The organism is Brevibacillus sp. (genome assembly GCF_003521185.1).
Classification (GTDB): Bacteria; Bacillota; Bacilli; order Brevibacillales; family Brevibacillaceae; genus Brevibacillus; species Brevibacillus parabrevis.
In genome coordinates this window covers 19,698-40,280 of sequence record NZ_DOTK01000052.1, presented here as the reverse complement: position 1 = coordinate 40,280, position 20,583 = coordinate 19,698, and the positions used below count along the sequence as shown (strand labels likewise).

Here is a 20,583-nt window from a genome sequence, read left to right as displayed (position 1 = left end):
CCAAGCAGTGAGGACTATTTTTAGTTTTGACTAGGTAAGACAACTACAAAAAATCCCTACTAAATAGTAGGGATTCCGTTATAACTAAGTCAAATCGTCATCAAATAAATGTAGCACTAATATCCTTCTAGCAAATTTTCTTATAAATCTGTCAAAATCAATTCAATGGTCCCACTGTTTAGTTTCGCTTGAGAATCAAGATTTCTATAATAATTAATATAATGGTTATGTCTAAAAACTATTCCTGCATCGTTATTGGTCACACGAACACCTGGTTCATAAACATAGTTTTTCTTTGCAGTCTGAGTACCTAAAGCAAAATCAACAACCCACTTAGTATAGTGAGATGAAAGGCTTGATTCATCAATAATATTTGCTGATTTCCTGTTGAAAGTCCAACTCACCGAGGGAACTAACCCTGACAATCCAACAATAACCGAAGTGTCTGTGTCAGTGGTATATGGTCCATATGAGCGGATTGTTTGTTCGTCAATTTCATCACCAAGATGTCTGTATCTCATTGCTAATTCACGAGTTTGATAATCATTCATAGGCTCTGTTTGATTGAAAAACTTAACATCCCAAACAGATACTTTCTTGCCACTTAATGTTGATATACCTCTTCTTGTATAATCTACGTTGCTAGTATAAACACCCGCTAATGTGTTTCGGTTATTATCTCTCACTCTGTATGTGTAAGAATCGGAATAAGTATCATCATCAGAACTTGCTGAGGCTTTTAATGAATTCATATTCCTTGCGCCTTTATTTTCAGCAAGTTCAACTTTTTCTTGAATTTCTTCACGAATTTCTTCTAAAGGGACTTCATCTAGTTGATCAAAGATATAATCAACGTGTCTAGTACCATCTTGTTTATAGACACCTACCCCCATCAGTTTTGGTGGCACTCCTTCATCTTCAGACGAACGATTTATTTTGAGTTCAGTCTTAATATAATCCTTTATATCTTTGGGATCTATTTCTTCACCTTCATTATGGATGAAGTAATAAGTTTCTTCGCTATCATTATTACTTAATGTTTTTAACGATTTTGAGGAACGAGACTCATCTAATGAGATTTCAACTATATCCATCTTTTTTTGTCGTTCTTTTGCTAATAGGTTGTCACTAAATCCAGGAGTTAACACTAATGTCGTAGCCAAACAGACAACACAAAAAAGATGATAACTTTTTCATATTAATACCACCTTTTACCTTTTAATTTTTCTATGTTATTATATACATAAAATCCAAAAAAAGGAATAAAAACAAAAATGTTCAAATTATTAGAATTTTTGATAATTATAGTTTTGGGATTTTTTACTGGGTTATTCTTTGGAGGAGATAGCAATATATTACTTGGAGGTATATTTTGGGCTTTAATATTTATTTTACTTAAACTATATGACAAATGAATCAATTGCCCTCCCCGGACGCATAGTCCATAAAAAAAGCGGCAACCAAGTTTCGTCAACAATCCGTCAACAATCCGTCAACAACTCACGTTTCGACAAGTACGAAACCCTTATACATCACTGGTTTAAGGCATATAGTTTGTAACCGGAAAAAGTCGACAATCGCTAGAATCGAGGGAAACTCCTTTCCTGACAAGGAGTTTCCCTTTTTTTATCCGAGCAAAATTTAACCTTTTTCAAATTATTTTCATAGATTATAATGTTTGTAAAAAGGGGGTATTGCTATGGCAGCCAACGAGTATAGCTTACCTACATCCCCAAATGCTGTGAAAACGAAAGAGCTTCCTGTATTTGAGGTCCAGCCCGATCAAAATCTTGCGAGCGAATTTCACAAGCGCTTAATTCAAATGATTGCCGAATTTGAGATATCCCTGGATGAACAGCATGAAGTCGGGATGCGGCTGGTATCGTTCGGCCAAAATATCACCTTGCGCGTAGAAGGGATCGGCTATTTCAATCCCAGTCTGATTCGTTTTTTCGGAACAACAGAAGCAGGCGCCCCAGTCGAACTCATCCAGCACATCTCGCAAATCAGTTTTCTCTTGATGGCAGTCAACAAAGCAGACCCGGCAAACCCGCCCAAGCGGATCGGGTTCAGCGCTTCCGAAGAAACAAAAGAAGAAGACGTGTAACAGCGTCTTCTTTTTGCATGGTCAGGGCATTCGGTCTTTCCTGGATACGCCTGGGCAAAATATATTGTAAAAACATGGTAACCAAGTTAAAGTAGCGTATAAATAGGAACCTACCTTTTCTGTTGTTGGAGGAGACTGCTCATGCATCCCAAAAACATCCCTCGTTAAGCCCGCGGCCCTCCATTCGTGAGCATTTGTCCCATTCCCCCCAATTAAACTCAAGGGAGATGCATACAAATGAGCATGAATGGACCAACAAAAATATCTCGCACCGAAAGACTGCAAACCTGCAAGGAAATTGCCGCCCGATTGCACGAGGTTTACGGCGAAAAAGTCTTGGCGATCGGCGTCTATGGCTCGGTATCGCGCGGAACGGACGGCCCGTTCTCTGATATAGAGATGTTGTGCGTCCTAGAAGAGTCAGGCGAAGAAACAGATTTCAGCCACGAATGGTCTGCCGGACCATGGAAAGCCGAAGTGAATGTCATCAGTGCACATGTGCTTTTGGACATGGCTGCTACTGTCGAAGATGACTGGCCGCTGACCCATGGCCCTTTTTTCGCCCCGCTGAGTCTGTATGATCCGAAAGGCTTTTTTCAAACGTTGAAAGAAGCGGCGCACTCTCCTGCCAAAGAAGCGTTCACGCAGGCAATCAACGGCGTGCTTGTAGGTGAAATGTACGAGTTCATCGGGAAGCTGAGGAATATCAGCCTGGAAGGCCCCCGCACTTACCTCCCTTACCTGGCCATGCAATTTGCCCAATACGGCGCTATGCTGATCGGGCTGCACCAGCAGACGTTCTATTCGACAGGAGCCAAGGTACTGCCTGAATCGTTGGAACTGCCAGATCGTCCCGATGGCTACGACCAGATAGCGACAATGGTGATGGCTGGAGATTTGGCGGATTCGGGCAAAATCGTCGCGGCCTGCGAGCGGTTTTGGAACGGACTCCACGCATGGGCAGCCAAGCATCAGTATGTGATTCACACCAAGCGAATCCCATTTTAATGCAAGCAAAAATCGGTTTATTGCCAGTTTGCCTGTTTGGAAAAAGCCTCGCTGTATGCGGGGCTTTTCTCCTTCTCCTGCAATCATGAAGTTGTGCCAGAAGCTTACGCCCAATGCTCGGGCCGCGTAAACGAGGGCGGTATTTTCGTGGCAGCATCGCCCTTCGCTGCGTTGAGCTGGGCCTGGGTGAGAAACAGACTGTCCGTCAGATCGGCGCCGCGCAAATCGGTATCGCGCAGATCAGCGCCAATCAGGTCGGCCCATCTCAAGTTTGCGCCGCGCAAATCAGCCGCGATCAAGTAGGCTCCGCGCAGGTTCGCTCCCAGCAAATCGGCTCCTTTGAGCTTCGCGCCAATCAGATCGGCTCCCCGCCCCACGTTTCTCGCTTTGATGCGTGCGCCTTTCTGCTTGCGACAGGCTTCCGTCCGCACCAGTTCGCTCGCCTCCCGCAACAACTCGCCTACTTTTGCCCGATGTGCAGGTACATCTACCCGCAAAAGCTCTGCCGGAGCAAGCTCCGTGAACCGCTTCGTCTCCTGCAACACATCGTCCAGCTTCGCGTGAAGGGAACGGGCAGCATGAAAAGTCAGCGCTTCCGTCAAATACCAAAGCAGCTCATGCAACTGCCACATGATCGGAAAAACTCCGTACATCTGGCTTGCCAGCTCAGGCGCTCGTCTCCAGTCACGCCCTCCGTATGTCTCTTGGGAAAGCTTTTGCCCTGCGCCGAAGCAATCGTAGACTGTACAGCCGCGAAAGCCGATCTGCCGCAAGCTTTGATGAACCCCGCAGCGAAAATCGGCCTGCAAGTTGCGACAGGGGGTACCTGCGTCTTTGTTGATTGCAAAATCCGAAGAAGCGGCAAAAGGCAGCGCCACACAGCACAGTCCGAAACATTTTTCACAGTCCGCTCGCAAATCATCGCGCAACCCCGCCAGGCTCGGCGCATGATTGCCCTGCTGATCATCCATACTTATCCTCCTGAAAAATAGCCGCTTCGTCGTATCAGCACTCAACTGTCAAAAGAGGCGATAAGGTCAAGCGGGCTAACAAATAATTACCATCGTAGTACGCCGACCGTATCTCGTCAATCCATTGTCGCTTCCTGCCTGATTGTCTCTGTTCTATCGCACAAAAAAGCACGATCCGCCTTGCACCGCTGGCAAAAGGATCGTGCTTGCTTTTTGTGAAAATGGGAAACAAGTATCGGCGTTTTTGCGAAAACGGATGTGCCTGCTTCCCGCCAACCTGTCTGCCGCAGTAAGCGAAAAACGGCGCGACCATTTGGTTTCTTGCAAGTTACTTGAAGGCGACTTGCGACTCCAGCATGTAGTTGACCAGCACATCGGCAAAAGCCTCTGCCGTATTGTAGCATTCTTCCAGCGTATTGTTCGTTCCGCCAAACTCCAGAAGCAGACTTCCCGTCGAGACAGACTGGTTGTACACGCCGTTTCCTTCGTTTTTGCTTTTTAAAATGACGCCGCGCGACAGGCCGGGATAGTATGCTTCCAGGCGTGCATGAAGGGCATCGGCCAGCTTTTTGTTCTCCAGATAGCTCGGGTTGGCTGACCCGATGACAAACAGCATGCGCGAATACGTTTTGCCGTTGATCGTGATGGCGACTTTGCTGCGCGGCTCGTCGCTATCCCGGTGAATGTCGAAAATGTACTTGAGATTCGGGCTGGTCGTCGCCGCTGCCGCAACCGCTTTGTACGATTCGGTGTAGGACATCGAGTAGCTCTTTTTCTGCTCCGCCAGTTTTTGCGCGAAGTCGTCCTGGTTGACCATCGACGGGATGCCTTTTCCTTGCAGGATTTCGCCCAGTCGCTTGCCTACCAGCGTAATGTTGATCTCAGGATCGTCCACAGAGCTGCCCTGTGTATTGCGCGCTACATTTCTCCATGACTCGCGGTTGTGCGTGTGGTAAATGTAGACCGTTTCATTGCCGATCATGCCTTGATTGTACCCTACTCCCGTTGTCGGTCCTGTGGAGCCTGGCGTCGGTGTTCCCGTCCCCGCAGCTGGAATCAGATCGACAATCCAGCCGGCGATGTAAGCAACCGAGTTGTCTGGCAGGCGAATGGCGTACCATTGCCCTACGGTTCGCACGATTGGAAAAGTTTGACCAGGCTGAACGTTGCCCACGACATCGTATTCTGTACCGGGGCCGCTGCGCAGGTTGGTGTCGGCGTTTTTCACGCGAACCGTCGCTTCTGCCGGAACCGGAGCAACTACTGGCGGCTGTGTCGTCTGACCCGTTCCACCTTGCACGACTGGTTTGAAAATATAGGCGTAGGTGCCGTAGTAGTCGATCGTGTACCACCCGTCCGCATAACCGTATTGCGTAATCGTGGTGCCGCCATTGACTTGTCCAATCACCGTTCCCAAAATATCAGGAGCTGCGTACACCTCGTAGCTCTCGTTCAGAACGAGCGGCCCTGCTCCCAATCCGCCCGGTGTTTCTGGTACGGTCGGAACGGGGGTCGGCTGCGGAACGGGAACCGGGACAGGCGTCGGGGTTGGCACTGGCGTCGGTGTCGGAACAGGAGTTGGCGCTGGTTTCGGTGCTGGCGCCGTCGTTTCTACCAAAAAGCGTGCGTTCACCCAACCGCTCGCTTGGTCGGACAGCTTGAGTTGCGCCCACTCGCCCTGCTTTTTCATTTGCAGGAAAACTCCGTTCTTGTCAATGATTTGCACAATTTGCGAGGTGGCGTTTGGCTCTGTACGCACATTCAGCATGTCCACATTGCTTTTTACGTATTTGATTTGGGGAATTTCAAGCATTTTCACATACTTGTTGTTGACCCAGCCAGTCTTGCCGTTGGTGAGCTTCACTTGCGTCCAGTCTTTTGTTCCCTGCACGATGGGCAGACGTGTTGCTTTGGATATCGTGCCGACGATCTGGGTCGTCGTTCCCGGGGTATCGCGAATATTCAACTGATCAACCGTTACCTCGACATGTGTGGCTGCTTCCGCGAGGGAAGCCGGCAGCAGGAAAATCAGGCAGCAGGCAGCAATAACACTGTTTTTTACGCGTGCAAGCAAGATTCTTGTTCTCCTTTTGTGTAGAGATCGTTAGCGAGATTGGTAAATCTAGCCTGATAGTAAAATTCGTGATTCGCCTGCATTTTCCTTCATCTTCCGACATCTTTTCGGCACGCTTTCCGCGATTGCTGACAAAATGACGCAGCGATTCGTCCGCTCCCCAGACGAATGGACCAGCACTTATGGCTCGATCGACTCTTCCGGCTCCTCCCTGACGATCGCAAGCGTCTGGTGATCCTCCCAGCGCCCGTTGATTTTCACGTTTTTGCGGGCGAGCCCTTCCTTGTGAAAGCCCGATTTGAGCAGCACCTTGATCGAACCCAGATTGTGCGGCATCACCCCTGCTTCCAGCCGATGCAAGTCCAATGTCTCAAACGCATAACGGACAACGAGCTTGACCGCCTCCGTCATAAAGCCTTTTCCGTTGTGCTCCTGATCGAGGAAATAGCCGATCCAGCCGCTTTGCAGATTGTAGCGCACCACCTCGGAAAGCATCACTTCCCCGATCACCTGATCCGTCTGCGGCAAACACACGAGGAAAACGTACCCGCGATCCTCCGCGCATAAGGTCATGTACTGGCGAATGCGTTCGAGCTGTCCTTGCAACGTATAAAAGTGTTCGTCCCGCTTTCCGGTAAAAAGTTGAAAAAATTCGCGGTTTCGCACCTCAAGCTCCAAAAGCGCTTGCGCGTCCGACTCTTTGACCAGGCGGACGTAAATGTTGCCTCCATGCATGTGCATCGTGCTCTTCTCTCCCTTGTAGGGCTGGTTTGCCCCAGCTATTTTTTTGCATAAAAAAACACCACAGGTTCATCCCCTGTGGTGTGGCATTTGCTCCGCTGCCAGCTGCAAAAGCGCGATTAACTCACAGGCTCCCCGTTCGTATATCCGTTTTTGGACAGACTTCTCCCGCAGTTAACCGCAGCAAAGAAAACAGCGGTGGAGTAGCCGATGCCTTTGGCCAAAGACTGCAACGATCTTTTTTTCATCTGGACTCTCTCCCTTCCGCTGGTTTCTGGAAAATATACGACACTTGCGCATCCGACTGATCCTGATTTTGCCAGAAGTATACGCTATCGCTGCCACCTTTGGCAAGCTTGTTGTCCGCTACTTGTTCTTTTTTGCCTGCCTCCACAGCATGTAGACATTCGCAAGCGAAGTAACGACCAGACACCCCAAGAGGACATTGGTCACGATTAGCGTGTTCGTCAAGCCGCGAATCGGAGCCTGCATCACGGCAAGCACCCCTGCCAGCTTGTCGGGAAGCTCGTAGATCGCAGCGAGGAAAGCATTGACATCCTGTAGGTACTTATCCATAGCAACCGCTCCCTTGTATCGATCACCCACGTTTTTCCTGCCCAGTTGCTATCGTTTGCAGGAAAGGCGCTCGTCATGCTCATTTTGCTATGGATAAAACCATCCTACTTGTGGAACAATAGATATGAGAATATTACAATGATTCATAATTGCAGGGACAAAAAGAAAGGAAGTTTTCTCATGACGATCGAGCGCTTTGTCCGGGAGTCCCGAACTTTTAAAGCCAGCCACGTTCTGCCTCCCGATACGAACAACCACAATACGCTGTTTGGCGGACGGCTGATGGCGCATATTGATGATGTCGCCGCCATTTCCGCGATGAAGCACGCCCGCGGACCAGTCGTGACCGCTTCTACCGATTCCGTCGATTTTTTGCATCCGATCCGCGTGGACAACGAAGTTTCGCTCGAAGCGTTCGTCACCTGGACACACCAGACGTCCATGGAAGTATTCGTCAAAGTCGTTGCCGAAGACCTTTTGAGCGGAAAACGCACCGTCTGTGCCACCTCGTTTCTCACCTTCGTCGCCATCGGCCCTGACGGACGCCCGACCCCTGTGCCCAAAGTCGTAGCGGAAACCCAGGAGGAGATTTTTCTGCACGACGGAGCCGCCGAAAGAGCCGAAGCACGCCAACAACGCCGCAAGCGCAGCAAGCACCTCGCTGATTTGCTCGGCACAAGACGTCCGTGGGAGCCGTAAAAAATGCATGGCGAACCACAGCAAAAAGTCCCCTTTTCCTGTCGGCGGAAAGGGGACTTGCTGTTTTCCTTCGTGCTTTTATTCCTTCGAGGCCCATTTGAAATCGAGGTAGCCAAGGTCATCCATAACGATGCCCTTCACCTTTTTATCCTGCACCCAGTTGTTTGTGTAAAAATAAATCGGGATGACGGGCATTTCATCCATCAGGAGCTTCTCGGCCTGCGCGAGCAGTTGCTGGCGTTTGGCTGGATCGGCTTGGCTCGCCGCCTGCTGAAGCAGCGACTGATACGCTTTGTTTTCCCATTTCGTATCATTCAGACCGCCGTCTTTCTCCTTGTACAGCTCCAAAAAATTCGCTGGATCGGCATAGTCCGCAAACCAACCGGAACGCCCGATCTGGTAGTCGCCGTTATGCAAGTTTTCCAGAAAAACTTTCCACTCCAACTCTTGCAGCTGGACTTCCACACCTAGCGTCTGTTTCCACTGACGCTGAATCTCGACAGCGACCTTTTGGTGAACGGGAGATTGGTTCAGCGATATCGCAATCGGCGGCAGCTTGGCCAGGCCCAGCTCTTTCATGCCTTCTGCGAGCAACGTTTTCGCCAACTTCTGGTCGTTGTCCTTGAAATACGCTGGCTGTTTGTTTTTGTCGCTGACAGGTACTGCCGTCAAAGCTGGCTCCTGGTTTCCTTTGAGCACCGTATCAACGATCGCCTGACGATTCAATGCGTAGGCGAACGCTTTGCGAATTTTCGCATTGGTAAAAGGCGCTTGCTCTGTATTGAACTTGTACCAGTAAACAGCTGCGAGCGGCTTCGTATGCAGGAGTCCTTTTTCTTGCAAGATCGGCAAAGCATGCAGTGGCAGCTCGCCAAACGGGGCACCCGCCATGTCCACCTCGCCTGCATCAAACTTGGCCAGCGCTTGATCCTCACCTCTGCTGATGGAAAAGTCGAGCTTGTCCAGCTTGACTGCCGCCTGATCCCAATAGCCCGCGTTTTTGCTCAAGGTCAGCTTGTCGTCACGATTCCAGGAAGCGAGCTTGTACGGGCCGTTTCCGACATGTGTCGAAGCTTCCTCTGCCCAGGCCGGGTTGGCAGCCACTACTTTTTGATTGACCGGATAAAAGACGGGAAAAGCAGTCAGCTCCGCGAAGTAAGGAGTAGGCTGCTCCAAAATGACGCGCAATGTTTTCGCGTCTACCGCTTTTACCCCTACCGCATCCAGCTTCTCCTTGCCGCTGTTGGCCTTTTCCGCATTCAGGATCGGAAAGAGCTGGTAGGCGTAGCTGCTTTCCGTGTTCGGATCGAGCACGCGCTTCCAGGCGTATTCAAAATCGTGGGCGGTGACAGGATCGCCGTTGCTCCATTTTGCCTCGCGCAAATGGAAGGTGTACGTCTTCAAATCAGCAGACACGTCCATTTTATCAGCCAGCGAAAGCTGCAACTTCCCATCGGGACCAATCCGAACCAGTCCGTCAAACAAGGCTCGCGCCAAAGTGAGCGAATGCTGATCATCTGCCACTGCCGGATCAATCGACATCGGCTCATCCGACAGATTCAGCCGCAAAACTTTCGCGGAATCGGCTGGACTGACGGCCTGTGTCTTCGCCTCACTCGCTCCAGCATGCGCTGCGCTTGCGGCAACCACTCCCGTAGCTACTAACACCGTCAAAGCCCTTTTGCTTCGTAGCTTCATTGTCCTTCTCCTTTTATTCCTGATTATTCAAACATTACATATAATACCAAAACATCCAATCAGAAACAAACCGCTGAGTTTAAACCTACAGCGTCCAATGATAGTGCAAAAAGCCTTGTGCATCAGCCTGCTGAAAGACAAAGCCGTTTTTTAGCAGCACTTTTTGCGAAGCGATATTGTCCGCAGTTGTCTTGGCGTGCACTTCCCGGATGCCAAGCTGCTGCACGTACTCGCCCAGCAAAAGTCCGAGTGCCGAAGAAGCAACGCCTTTGCCTGCGGCCTCTTCGCCGACGCGATAGCCCAGCTCCGCGCTCGCTCGCTTTTGATCGATGTCTACCAAATTCATTCTGCCTAAAATAATGCCTTGCTCACTTTTGATCAGCGAAAAGAACGCTGTCCCTTCCGCTTGTTCTGCAAGCAAAGCCTGCAAGCTTTCTTGAAAATGCTCGTCCTGATAGTACGCTTCGCCACGGCTGGGCACTGTCCGTTCAAAAAACTCCCTGTTCTTGCTCTCGAACGCCAAAAGCGCGCGGGCATCCTCCTGCTTTAACGCTTCGATCAAGACCTTCATCTCTAACACTCCTTTGAAAAAACGTCCCTTCTCCTCATCTGGCAGCGAAATCGGCTACAATAGAGGAAGATAGGGGGAATCACACTTATGGCTTATTTGGAAGAGGGAACTTTTGTTGCCTATCTCGCCTTTTCGATTTTCTTCCTGGTCGCCTACAAGCTCGATCAGATTTCGTTTGTTGCTTTCGTTGTTTCTCTCGTGGTGACAGCCTTGGTGCATGCCGCCTTTTACTTGCTCGTCCTGAAGTATTGGCCGATTTTTTAGCTGAATGGAACCGGACCAGCAAAATGGCACGGGTGATTGCAGAGACTCCCCGTGCCGCTTTCCATCGACTATGTTCGTTTACTTCCCGACTTGCTTTTCATAGGCAGCGAGCAGTTGGGCCGCCTGCTTCTGGTAAGCTGTCAAAAACGGTTGGACGCCCTGTTCCCACTCTGCTTGCGGCAATGGCATCGGCAATTGCTCCGCAGGACGTCCGTTGACCAAAAGCATCGATTCGATCATTTTCTTTTGGGCAAAGGACAGCTCCCCTTGTTTCAGCACCTTGGGCTTCGCCACCTTTTTTCCTGCCAAGGAACGCAGCAGTTCAGAAAAAAACATCTGGTGGTACTCCCGGTACAAATCCATCGTCTGATAGTATTGGTTTCCCCCGCGCTGCAGAACAATTCCCCGCTGTTCGGCCCACCGTGTCAGCTGCTCCGCTGTCATGGACAAGCTGCTTTTTCCCGTCGCCATATAGTAGACGAGGCTGTACATGTCTTCGTCACTCAAGTCTGAACGGCCCTCATCCGGCTTGATGATCGCTTTGCCTGTCAGCGCCGCGAGCACTTCGCTCTTGCCCGCGCCTTGCGGAAGTTCCAGATACAACGCCAGATTCGCGTAGAACTTGCCCTCGCTGCTGCCGCCCTCTGGCCAGCTGTACGGCTTACCGAAGTCGATCAGCTCCAGCGGGTTTTGCTTCATCAGTTCGCTATACGCCGCAAAGCTCGGCAACTGGAGCGGAAGATAGCTGATCGCGGGCTTTTTCGTCAGAAGTTTGCTGGCAAACAACTCTTTGCCCTCCCGATCGAGGTAGCCGAACTGGTCTTTTTTGCTGAACGCAAAAGGCGGCTGTCCTTCCGCCGCAGACCACAAACCGGGAAATGCTTCACTGGACAGCCGGATCGACTCGTACTGAGGAGCGGTCAACTGCTTCCCGTCCTGGGTCAACAATCCGTGCAAGCCCGTCGCTTTATCCCGATAGACGATGGCTTTCGCTCCTTTGTCGCTTAGCCCGAGCAGCTTCAATGCCTGATAGCCCCCTGTCGTCAATCGTTGCAGCGACGACGAGTACACATGCCAGCCATCGCTTTCCGCAATCAGCAGACCGCCAAAGTAAGAATCCGCCTGATATTCGCTTGCGCCCGCCACCTTTTTCACCAACTGGTTGCCTTCTTCGCCCCAAAAGTCCAGCGTGCCGTCCGTTCGCATCATCACGGCGACTTTTTTCTCTCCCACGACTTTGTACACTGCTTCCCGATACACCAAATCGCTTGCGGCCTGCAGCTCCCCATCCGCAATGGTGAGCAGTGCCAGCTTGCTCGTGCCTTCCTTGCCTCCCCACGTGTAAAAGGAATCGCCCACCTGGATGAAAGTGACGGGCGGAGCATCGCTTCTTTCACGCATAAAGGCAATCTTCAGCTGCGTGGTGAGCAGCTTGCCATCGGGAGTGTACAGGTCAGCCATCTGTCCGTCTGCTGCCACGATCAGTTTGGACACGTCATCCAGATAAACTTGTTGATACAGCTTGCTGATCGGCTGATTGGTCGTACGGTTGACAATCACGGTTCCTTTGCCCGCTTCGTATACCCCATTCAACTGTTCAGACAAAGTCTGGACATGTTGCCCGCTCTCCGGCTTGCCGCTAATCCCGCCGAATCGCAGCACTTTCCCGTCCGGCTCGGTCACTACGATATGCCCCGTAGCTTCCTCATAACGAAAACGGCGGTTCTCGACAGGCGACAAAATCAGACCTTCATTTTCCGAATACAGGCCGATTTTACTTCCGTCCTTGATCAGTTGCATACTGTAGCTGCCGCCGATTGGCGCGGCGGAGTCAAACCAAAAGTCAAGCTCTTTGATCGGCTTTCCCCAAGCGGGCAACATCGCCTTTTTCCCATCGCTGCGCACAAGCTGTCGAGCAGCCGGCGGCCCTTCCACTTTCGGATAGACAAACGGGATCACTGCTTCCCCGCCGACCTGGAGCACGCCGTACATGCCTGTCTTCGGGTCTTGCCCCAGCACGTAGCTGTCGTGCAAATAGGTCGCGCCCTGTTTCAACGCATGCTCTGTTCCCTTGGCGATGGAATGATAGGTGACGATCCCTTTGTCCAGCGTCCAGTACAAATCGGGGTTATTGTACTCAAAGCCGACCTCTTGATAGAGCGGTTCCGCCAAAAATCGTCCGTCCTTCCACAAGCCCGTGCCTTTTTGCGCGAGCACCTGAAAATATCCCTCGTTCCACGTGTAGATCGCCTTGTACTTCGCTGGCAAAACGTATTTCCCGTTTACGTCCACCAAGCCTTCCATGCCGCCTGACCTCACCTTGAGGTAAGCAGTCTTCGGCCCGCCCTCATTCGGAATCAACTGCGTATTCGCCAACGAAAATCTCGGCTTGAACGAAGCGGCATCATACAGCGTGATCCCTTTGGCAGTCGAAGCCACCAAGTAACGCGTTTCTTTTGCCTCCCGATCTCCCGTCGCTTCCGGGGGAATCAGCGAAACGACAGAGAGCTTGCCGGCAAACGGCGGTATGAGCACTTTGCCTGTACTGTCCAAAAGCATGGACGTCTGCCCGACAAACACGATCGCGTCAGCGTAATCCGCGGACAAGGAGTACGTGTGCGCTCCCGCGAATTTGGCAGCAGACAGCTTTTTCGTCGTCAGATCGATGTATTGAAACCAGCCGCCCTTTTGGACGATCGCCACATTGTTGCGCCCGGGAATTTCTATCTGATCCCAGCTGGCAGGCGTGATTTCTTTTCCCGTGCGGGCGTCGAGCAATCCTTTTTTCCCGGCTTTCGTCACAATCACCGTTTGCCCGGCGTACTCAAACTCATCGTACTGGGCTTTGGTCAACAGAGCATGCCCGTCAGTAAACCCAACCTTGTAATCAGTCAAGTAAGGCTGAACCGTAGTAAACGTTGCTGCTTGCACGGGCGCCACCCATGTGCTGGTCAAAAGCATCGCAGCCGTCAGCAGGCTAATCCTTACGCGCTTCATTTGTTTCTTGCCTCCCTGCGTCGTTTTCTTCTGCTAAAAGTCAGACGCTTTATCAGGCAAATGGTTTCATTTTCCCATAACTGGGCAATGAAAAATAAAAAGCGACGCCTGTCTTCGTATTGCGCACTCCGTATGCTGCCTCGTGCAGTTCCAGGATGTGCCGCACGATGGCAAGACCGAGTCCCGTCCCGCCTGTCTTGCGGTTGCGCGAGCGTTCGATCCGGTAAAAGCGATCCCAGACGAAGCCAAGCTGCTCCTCGGGGATTGGCTCGCCTTCATTTTCAATCGTGACGCGCTGGGCGTGCTGCTCGCCTTCGATCCGCACGGTAATTTCACTGCCGGGATTGGCGTAGCGGATGGCATTGACCAGGATGTTGAACAGCACTTGCTCGATTTTTTCCTGGTCGGCAAACTGCGCTTCCTCATTCGCCAAAATCGTGACGATTCGAAGCTCTTTGTCGCGCAGATGGTGCATGAGCCGCTCTCCGATCTCTTCCGTCAGCTCGCTCAGGAAAAACCAGCTTTTTTTCAGCTTGGTCGTCTTCGCCTCCAGCTTCGCCAGCTCCAGCAAGTCGCGGACAAGCTCCTCCATTTTTTCCGTCTCGTCGAGGATGACTTCGATGTACCGCTCCCGCTTGTTCTCCCCTACGCCGTCCCGCAGCCCTTCCGCAAAGCTTTTGACGATGCTCAGCGGCGTCTTCAGCTCATGCGAGGCATTCGAGACAAAATCTTTCTGGATCAGCTCCATCCGCTGCTTGTGATCCATCTCCTGACGCAGTTGCTCATTGGCTTGCTGCAACTCCCGCAAGGTCACATCCAGCTTTTCCGACATCGTATTCAGGCTGCGCGCGAGGCTGCCGAACTCGTCGTTGCGGGCAAGCGGCGACTTGACGGAAAAATCCAGCCTCGCCATGCGCAGGGCGCTTTTGTTCAAAGACAGCAGCGGCTTGGTGACGATTTTGGAAAAGAGCAAGGAAAGCACGAGAATGAGCGCAAAGCCGCCGATTCCGATGTAGATGTAAAACAGCCGCAAAGCATCGTTTGCCTCGCTGATTTGCTGCAAAGAAGTCAGGGCGACGATCAGCTCGCTCAACTGCCCGTTTCGGATCACGGGATGAATCGCGACCAGGCTGCGCACGCCGCTCCACGGTTCCACCCACTCTTCCTCCAGCACCTTGCCGTGTTCCAGCGCCCGTTTCCGTTCCTCCGACAGCGGGAACAAGTCTTTTAACACATGAAACAAAATGCCTTGCCGCAAATTCCACTGGTTGGGCGCAGGCAAAAACAAATCGGTAATTTCACCGCTGACGCTGACCAAAGACGGGGCGGTGTCGCTTGCTTTCAGGCTGCCGATGTCGGCTGCACCCGCTTTTCTGATCACGCGGGGATAAAACATCTCCTGGAGCAGTCCTTCCTCGAAGACGCCAATCGCCTCGATCCGGTCGCCTTTTTGCAAATTCGCGCTCAACAGGGCACTCCGCTCCTCCTCCGGGAACAGCGACAAAGAGATTTTTACACTTTTTCCAACCTGATCGCGGATGACGATGCGAAACGGATTGTCGTACTTGACTTGCCCGTTCGTGCTGACAATCGCCAGCTGCGTCTTGTTGCGGCTGATGAACGCCGACAGCTCCCGGGCCATGCTTTCGGCGTCCCACTCCCGCGATACATACTGTTGGGAAAAGGCTTCGAGCTTCTTTTCCAGATCGTTCAGCTTTTTGGATTGATAAAATTGCTCGAAAAAAAGTAACTGACCGATCATAATAATCGTATAAAACAACAGGAAAAACGATGCGGTAATGGCAAACAGCTTGAGTGTCACGCCCCATTTTTTCATCGCTCTTCCTCGAACCTGTAGCCTGCCTTGATGACAGTCCGTATGTGTCTGGCCTCGCTGCCGAGCTTGCTGCGCAGCTTCTTGATGTGGGTATCGACTACGCGCAAGTCGCCGAAGTAATCGAAGCCCCATACGTGATCCATAATCGTTTCTCGCGACAGCACGATCCCGGCGTTTTTGATCAGATAGACCAAAAGCTCGTACTCTTTTGGCGCGAGGTCGATCTCTTCTCCCTTGATCTTCATGCGCCGGGCATGCCGATTGATGACGACTTCGCCAAAGCGAAGCAAATGGTCGGTTCCCCGAACGGTGCCTTCGACCCGCTTCATCAGCGAAGTCGCCTTGGCTACCAGGACTCGCGGACTGAACGGCTTGGTGACATAGTCGTCCGCGCCAAGCTCAAAGCCTTGCATCTTGTCATCCTCTTCCGATTTGGCGGTGAGAATGATGATCGGCACGTCGGAGTCTGCCCGGATTTCCTTGCAAACGGTCCACCCGTCCATTTCCGGCATCATGATGTCGAGGATGACCAGATCGACCCGGAGCTTTTCCATCATTTGTATGGCTTGCTTGCCGTTTTCTGCTTCATGCACAATCCATTGCTCTTGCTCGAAGTAGTCCGCGACGATTTCGCGGATGCGACTCTCATCTTCGACAAGCAGCACTTGACGCTTCATGCTGAGTGCCCTCCTTGGTACGTGTTATTTACAGCATTCGCCAAAAAAAGACACAGGAAATACACATCGTTGCGGTAAGCTTATGGAAGAAAAATAGCGCGTCTCGAAATTGGAAAGGATGTTCCCATGAATTTGCCCACCTTCTTGCAAAATAAGGATTTCAGACGTTTCGGTATATTGGCGTTGTTTTGCCTCCTGCTTTATTCGCTCGGAAGCATGATCAACGTTGTTTTGCTAACTTTTCTCGTCACATTCCTGATGGATCGATTGCATCAGTTTCTCACCAAATCCATTCACAAGCTTGTGCCTGTAAGTCCCAAGCTGACTCTCATTTTCCTGTACTTGCTGCTCGCTGTTTTGCTCGTATGGGGCGGGATTCGCGCCTTTCCGGCCTTGATTCACGAAACCGGGCAACTGATTCATCTGATCGAACAAGTCGTGCGGGCGAACCAGCACTCCGAATTTGCCCCGTATGTCATGTCTACCTTAGACAAGCTTGACATGAAAGGTCTGGTCAAGAGCAGTCTTGACTTTTTGACCGTCGTGAAAAACATGGGCTTCAATCTGTTTTTGGCCCTTTTGCTCAGTCTGTTTTTCTTGCTGGGAAAAGACAATGTCGTCCAGTTCACGTCCCAATTCCGCACCAGCAAGCTGTCCTGGCTGTATAGCGAAATTGAATACTTCAGCCAAAAGTTTATTCTGACTTTCGGGAAAGTAATCGAAACCCAGCTGCTGATCGCCTTGTTCAACACCGTGTTTACGTTGATCGGCTTGTGGATTCTCGGCTTCCCCAACTTGTTCGGACTGTCGCTGATGGTGTTCGTGCTTGGGCTGATCCCGGTTGCCGGCGTGATCATCTCCTTGATTCCGCTCAGCGTGATCGCTTTTAGCATCGGTGGGCTACCTACCGTCATATACTTGCTTTTGTTTATCATGCTGATTCACGCGATGGAAGCGTACGTCCTGAATCCGCGCCTGATGGCGTCGAAGACCCATCTGCCGATCTTCTACACGTTCGTCGTCCTGATCTTCTCCGAGCATTTCTTCGGGGTGTGGGGATTGATCGTCGGCATTCCGTCGTTCGTGTTCTTGCTCGACATTTTGGAAGTGAAAAAGATGGGAACGCCACAACCTAAAAACAAACCTGTACCCAGCGAAGCTTTGGACGTTCGGGTCAATGCAAAATAACAAAGGAGCCCGTCTCAAGCGGGCTCCTTTTCTTGCGTCTGGCGCTCGGCCAAGCGGCTCACTTCCTTATTGGCGATCAAACCATTTGATCAAAGCCTGTGTCCCGCTGTCCGCTTCGCCTTTTTCCGCCAGCTCTTCGTAGAGCGATTTCGACAAGGCAAGCCCGGGAGTCAACAGCCCCATTTCCTCGGCCGCTTCCAAAGCAATCCCCATGTCTTTGATAAAGTGCTTGATGTAAAAGCCTGGCGCGAAATTTTCGGCTATCATCCGCGGAGCCAGATTGGACAGCGACCAGCTTCCGGCCGCTCCCGCTTCGATGCTGGTCAGCACGCGCGCAGGGTCCAGTCCCGCTTTTTTCGCATAGGCAATCGCTTCGCACACGCCGATCATATTCGTTGCAATGCAAATTTGATTGCACATTTTCGTATGCTGCCCCGCACCTGGTCCCCCTTGGAGAACCACGTTTTTGCCCATGATCGCAAGCAGCGGCTCGACCGCTTCAAACGCTTCCTGATCGCCGCCGACCATGATCGTCAGACGCGCCTCCCGCGCTCCTACGTCGCCGCCGGATACAGGGGCATCCAGCGAATGGAGCGAATGCTGTTTCGCTTCCTCGTAAATTTTTTGCGCGAGGGACGGCTTCGATGTCGTCATATCTACCAAATAAGTACCCGGCTTCGCATGAGCAATGATCCCATCGACGCCGAGGTACACCTCTTCCACATCAGACGGGTATCCGACCATCGTAATGATGACATCAGCCTGTGCGGCAAGCTCGCTTACCTGTTCCTTCCAGACGGCTCCCGCATCCAGCAGCTCCTGTGCTTTTGCCTTCGTGCGCGTGTAAATCAGCACGCTATACCCTGCCTGCAAAAAGTGCTTCGCCATGCTTTTGCCCATGACGCCCGTTCCCACAAAACCGACGACGGTTTCTTCTGCACGTAAAGTCACGCTACCAGCTCCTCGTTCTCTCTATGCTATCACCGCCTATACTTCTTGAAAGAGGCGGAATATTCCTGCTGTCAAATCAAGGAGCGGCTCCTCCTTACCGCATCAACTGCTCCGGATTCAATCCAAGCAAAGCTTCATGCACGAACTTCCCGTCTTTGCGAATCAATGCATCGTCAAACCAAATTTCGCCCCCGCCGTAATCCGGTCTTTGGATGGAGATCAAATCCCAGTGAATCGTGCTGCGATTGCCGTTGTCGGCTGAATCGTACGCCCGCCCCGGGGTCAGGTGAAAGCTGCCGGCAATTTTTTCGTCGAACAGCGTATCTCCCATCGGATGCAAAATGTGCGGATGAAACGCAATCGCAAATTCGCCGAAGTAACGCGCCCCCACGTCCGTATCCAAAATTTCATTCAGCTTTTGCGCATGGTTGGCCGTTGCCTCGACAATTTTGCCTTCGCGCACGGTAAAGGTGACGTTGTCAAAAGTCGTTCCTTTGTAATGGCTCGGGGTATTGTAGCTGATCGTCCCGTGCGCCGAACTCCGCACAGGCGATGTGTACACTTCCCCATCCGGCATGTTCCGCTTGCCGACCGCCAGTTGCGTGCCAATTCCTTTGATCGAAAAAGAAATGTCGGTTCCCGGCCCCAAAATCCGCACGCGATCGGTCTTGTCCATCAACTCATACAATGGCTGGCTCGCCTGCGCCATTTTCCGGTAATCAAAAGAGCAGACATCGAAGTAAAAGTCTTCGAAAGCGTCCGTGCTCATGTTCGCCTTCTGGGCGAGAGCAGCCGTCGGGAAATTGATGCGAATGCCTTTTGTTTGATTGTCGATGTAGTGGGCAATATCCTGAAACGCTTCGGCAAACAAACGCTGCTTTTCTTCAGGCACGCCTTTCAGCTCACTGTCATTCGTCTCGCCATGAATGCCGATGTACCCGTGCATTCCCTTCCACAGATCGTTTTCCCACGCCATCACCTGTGCTACGTGCTCTTTGGTCAGACCCAGCAGCCACTCCCGCTCCAGCTTGGGTCTGACGAAGCGCAGGTGCGGATAAGCCCCTTTTGCATACAGACGCTTGACCAGTTCCGCCGCCAGCGGCTCGCCCTCGTCTACTACCCGGATCATGATATGCTCGCCTGCCTGAACATCCAGACTGTACGAAATCAGGTTGTCTGCGATTTTGCCGATTCGCTCATCTCTCATCGTGTAACACTCCTTCAAATCGTTTTGTTTTTTACAGCGTAACGGATGTTTGTCAGAGGAATATCAGCGGGAGGACGCATTCGCAAAAAGAAAAAAGCGATGCAGGCATCGCCCGCACCGCTTTTCGTTCTATCCCACGCCTTGCTGCTTCATCGCGCTTGTTTTTTCACTGTTTTCCGAGCGTTTGTGTGTGACCTCTTCGAATCGCTGGCTGACTCGGGCCAGCGCGAAGGCCACCATAACGGAGAAAATGACAATCCCGTAAAAGCCCGCTCCGATTCCGATGCCGATTCCGCCCGCGAAAAAAATCATCGCGGCAGAGGTCAAGCCTTTGACCTGCAAGCCGTCTTTCAAAATGACGCCCGCTCCCAGAAAGCCAAGTCCCGTCACGATCTGGGCTGCCAGCCGCATCGGGTCCATCATCGTTCCGCTGTTCGGCGAGCTGTAGAGCTTTGTGCTGTAAATCGAAACCAGCGTGATCAGCGTGCAGGCGACAGAGACGTACATGTACGTCTTCAGCCCGGCAGGCTTGTTTTTGTGTGAGCGATCCCAACCGATGAACATCCCCAGCACAGCGCTCACGATTACCCGCAAGTACATTTCCAGGTTCATGATCACATGCTGCTCGTAAAACACATTCAGAGTTTCCATCCCATCCACCTTCTTTTAGCGATAGAGACATGATATGTGCCGACACGCGATTTAGACCCTTTCTTTTTGCTTTCCCCAATCCCCCCAGATGGCCGATGGAACTGCTTGCGTTTGGCCGCGCTTTTATTAAATGAAATATTCTTAATTTTTATTTTATTATAACACTTCATATTGATTTTTTGTTGTTTTAATTTGTTTTTTATTTTCATATCCAACAAAATTGTGCTTTTAGTTGTGTTAATGTTTGTTTAATAAGTAATTCAAACTAAAAACACAATTAATTTACAACAAAACACAAGACAAAGCACAAAGCTTGTGATATATTCAGTAATAGAAGTGCTGAATTTTTAGACAATTCAAAAGATC

The 20,583-nt window shown here is 51.2% G+C and carries 18 protein-coding genes and 1 pseudogene; 5 read left to right on the top strand and 14 right to left on the bottom strand.

Annotated features, from left to right (window positions below; translation table 11 throughout):
* Nucleotides 1-140: 140 nt before the first annotated feature.
* Complete coding sequence (locus DEP07_RS16830; RefSeq protein WP_287102769.1) at nucleotides 141-1,163, bottom strand: hypothetical protein; 1,023 nt, start codon at nucleotides 1,161-1,163, stop codon at nucleotides 141-143.
* Between the two features lie 536 nt (nucleotides 1,164-1,699).
* Here DEP07_RS16830 and DEP07_RS16825 point away from each other — a divergent pair.
* Together DEP07_RS16825 and DEP07_RS16820 are read left to right on the top strand one after the other, a co-directional pair.
* Nucleotides 1,700-2,107, top strand: coding sequence for a DUF6173 family protein (locus DEP07_RS16825; RefSeq protein WP_122964722.1), 408 nt, complete (start codon nucleotides 1,700-1,702; stop codon nucleotides 2,105-2,107).
* 237 nt (nucleotides 2,108-2,344) lie between these two features.
* On the top strand, nucleotides 2,345-3,115 hold the full coding sequence (locus DEP07_RS16820; protein WP_287102768.1) for an ANT(4')-I family aminoglycoside nucleotidyltransferase: 771 nt from the start codon (nucleotides 2,345-2,347) through the stop codon (nucleotides 3,113-3,115).
* Between the two features lie 104 nt (nucleotides 3,116-3,219).
* Here the strand turns inward: DEP07_RS16820 and DEP07_RS16815 are convergent, their stop codons facing one another.
* The 5 genes and pseudogenes from DEP07_RS16815 to DEP07_RS16795 all read right to left on the bottom strand — a co-directional run bounded on the left by DEP07_RS16815 (nucleotide 3,220) and on the right by DEP07_RS16795 (nucleotide 7,477).
* Nucleotides 3,220-4,086, bottom strand: coding sequence for a pentapeptide repeat-containing protein (locus DEP07_RS16815; RefSeq protein WP_122964720.1), 867 nt, complete (start codon nucleotides 4,084-4,086; stop codon nucleotides 3,220-3,222).
* Between the two features lie 328 nt (nucleotides 4,087-4,414).
* Nucleotides 4,415-6,160, bottom strand: a complete 1,746-nt coding sequence (spoIIP, locus tag DEP07_RS16810) for a stage II sporulation protein P (protein ID WP_122964719.1) — start codon at nucleotides 6,158-6,160, stop codon at nucleotides 4,415-4,417.
* Between the two features lie 189 nt (nucleotides 6,161-6,349).
* Nucleotides 6,350-6,901 (bottom strand): annotated as a pseudogene (locus DEP07_RS16805) (GNAT family N-acetyltransferase); the annotation flags it as partial.
* Nucleotides 6,902-7,020: 119 nt separating this feature from the next.
* Nucleotides 7,021-7,149 carry a hypothetical protein gene (locus tag DEP07_RS16800; protein WP_255679161.1) on the bottom strand — a complete coding sequence of 43 codons (129 nt, stop codon included), beginning with the start codon at nucleotides 7,147-7,149 and terminating at the stop codon, nucleotides 7,021-7,023.
* A 118-nt stretch (nucleotides 7,150-7,267) separates the two neighbouring features.
* A complete protein-coding gene (locus DEP07_RS16795; protein WP_173599208.1) occupies nucleotides 7,268-7,477 on the bottom strand; it encodes a hypothetical protein in 210 nt (69 codons plus the stop codon).
* 180 nt (nucleotides 7,478-7,657) lie between these two features.
* On the opposite strand from DEP07_RS16795, the gene DEP07_RS16790 reads away from it, so the two are divergent.
* On the top strand, nucleotides 7,658-8,176 hold the full coding sequence (locus DEP07_RS16790) for an acyl-CoA thioesterase (RefSeq protein WP_122964716.1): 519 nt from the start codon (nucleotides 7,658-7,660) through the stop codon (nucleotides 8,174-8,176).
* 78 nt (nucleotides 8,177-8,254) lie between these two features.
* On the opposite strand, the gene DEP07_RS16785 is transcribed toward DEP07_RS16790, so the two are convergent.
* Both DEP07_RS16785 and DEP07_RS16780 read right to left on the bottom strand, forming a co-directional pair.
* On the bottom strand, nucleotides 8,255-9,874 hold the full coding sequence (locus tag DEP07_RS16785) for a peptide ABC transporter substrate-binding protein (protein ID WP_287102766.1): 1,620 nt from the start codon (nucleotides 9,872-9,874) through the stop codon (nucleotides 8,255-8,257).
* 85 nt (nucleotides 9,875-9,959) lie between these two features.
* Nucleotides 9,960-10,445: a GNAT family N-acetyltransferase gene (locus DEP07_RS16780; RefSeq protein ID WP_217022290.1), complete on the bottom strand. Its 486-nt coding sequence runs from the start codon at nucleotides 10,443-10,445 to the stop codon at nucleotides 9,960-9,962.
* 87 nt (nucleotides 10,446-10,532) lie between these two features.
* Between DEP07_RS16780 and DEP07_RS16775 the strand changes: the two genes are divergently transcribed.
* A complete protein-coding gene (locus tag DEP07_RS16775) occupies nucleotides 10,533-10,709 on the top strand; it encodes a hypothetical protein (RefSeq protein ID WP_167470308.1) in 177 nt (58 codons plus the stop codon).
* 78 nt (nucleotides 10,710-10,787) lie between these two features.
* Here DEP07_RS16775 and DEP07_RS16770 read toward each other — a convergent pair whose 3' ends face one another.
* The 3 genes from DEP07_RS16770 to DEP07_RS16760 are packed head-to-tail and all read right to left on the bottom strand — an operon-like array spanning nucleotide 10,788 to nucleotide 16,220.
* The gene (locus DEP07_RS16770; protein ID WP_173597609.1) at nucleotides 10,788-13,706 is read right to left on the bottom strand and encodes a WG repeat-containing protein; all 2,919 of its coding nucleotides are present in this window, start codon (nucleotides 13,704-13,706) and stop codon (nucleotides 10,788-10,790) included.
* 52 nt (nucleotides 13,707-13,758) lie between these two features.
* Nucleotides 13,759-15,543, bottom strand: coding sequence for a sensor histidine kinase (locus DEP07_RS16765; RefSeq protein WP_287102765.1), 1,785 nt, complete (start codon nucleotides 15,541-15,543; stop codon nucleotides 13,759-13,761).
* The gene (locus tag DEP07_RS16760; protein WP_217022287.1) at nucleotides 15,540-16,220 is read right to left on the bottom strand and encodes a response regulator transcription factor; all 681 of its coding nucleotides are present in this window, start codon (nucleotides 16,218-16,220) and stop codon (nucleotides 15,540-15,542) included. Before DEP07_RS16760 ends, DEP07_RS16765 begins: the two co-directional genes overlap by 4 nt.
* A 126-nt stretch (nucleotides 16,221-16,346) precedes the next feature.
* Between DEP07_RS16760 and DEP07_RS16755 the strand changes: the two genes are divergently transcribed.
* Nucleotides 16,347-17,408, top strand: coding sequence for an AI-2E family transporter (locus DEP07_RS16755; RefSeq protein ID WP_063230024.1), 1,062 nt, complete (start codon nucleotides 16,347-16,349; stop codon nucleotides 17,406-17,408).
* 66 nt (nucleotides 17,409-17,474) lie between these two features.
* Here the strand turns inward: DEP07_RS16755 and DEP07_RS16750 are convergent, their stop codons facing one another.
* The 3 genes from DEP07_RS16750 to DEP07_RS16740 all read right to left on the bottom strand — a co-directional run bounded on the left by DEP07_RS16750 (nucleotide 17,475) and on the right by DEP07_RS16740 (nucleotide 20,217).
* Nucleotides 17,475-18,359, bottom strand: a complete 885-nt coding sequence (locus DEP07_RS16750; protein ID WP_173597606.1) for an NAD(P)-dependent oxidoreductase — start codon at nucleotides 18,357-18,359, stop codon at nucleotides 17,475-17,477.
* A gap of 94 nt (nucleotides 18,360-18,453) precedes the next feature.
* Nucleotides 18,454-19,566 (bottom strand): aminopeptidase, encoded by a 1,113-nt coding sequence (locus DEP07_RS16745; protein WP_287102764.1) that lies wholly within the window; start codon nucleotides 19,564-19,566, stop codon nucleotides 18,454-18,456.
* Between the two features lie 129 nt (nucleotides 19,567-19,695).
* A complete protein-coding gene (locus tag DEP07_RS16740; protein WP_063230021.1) occupies nucleotides 19,696-20,217 on the bottom strand; it encodes an MgtC/SapB family protein in 522 nt (173 codons plus the stop codon).
* Nucleotides 20,218-20,583: the final 366 nt, after the last annotated feature.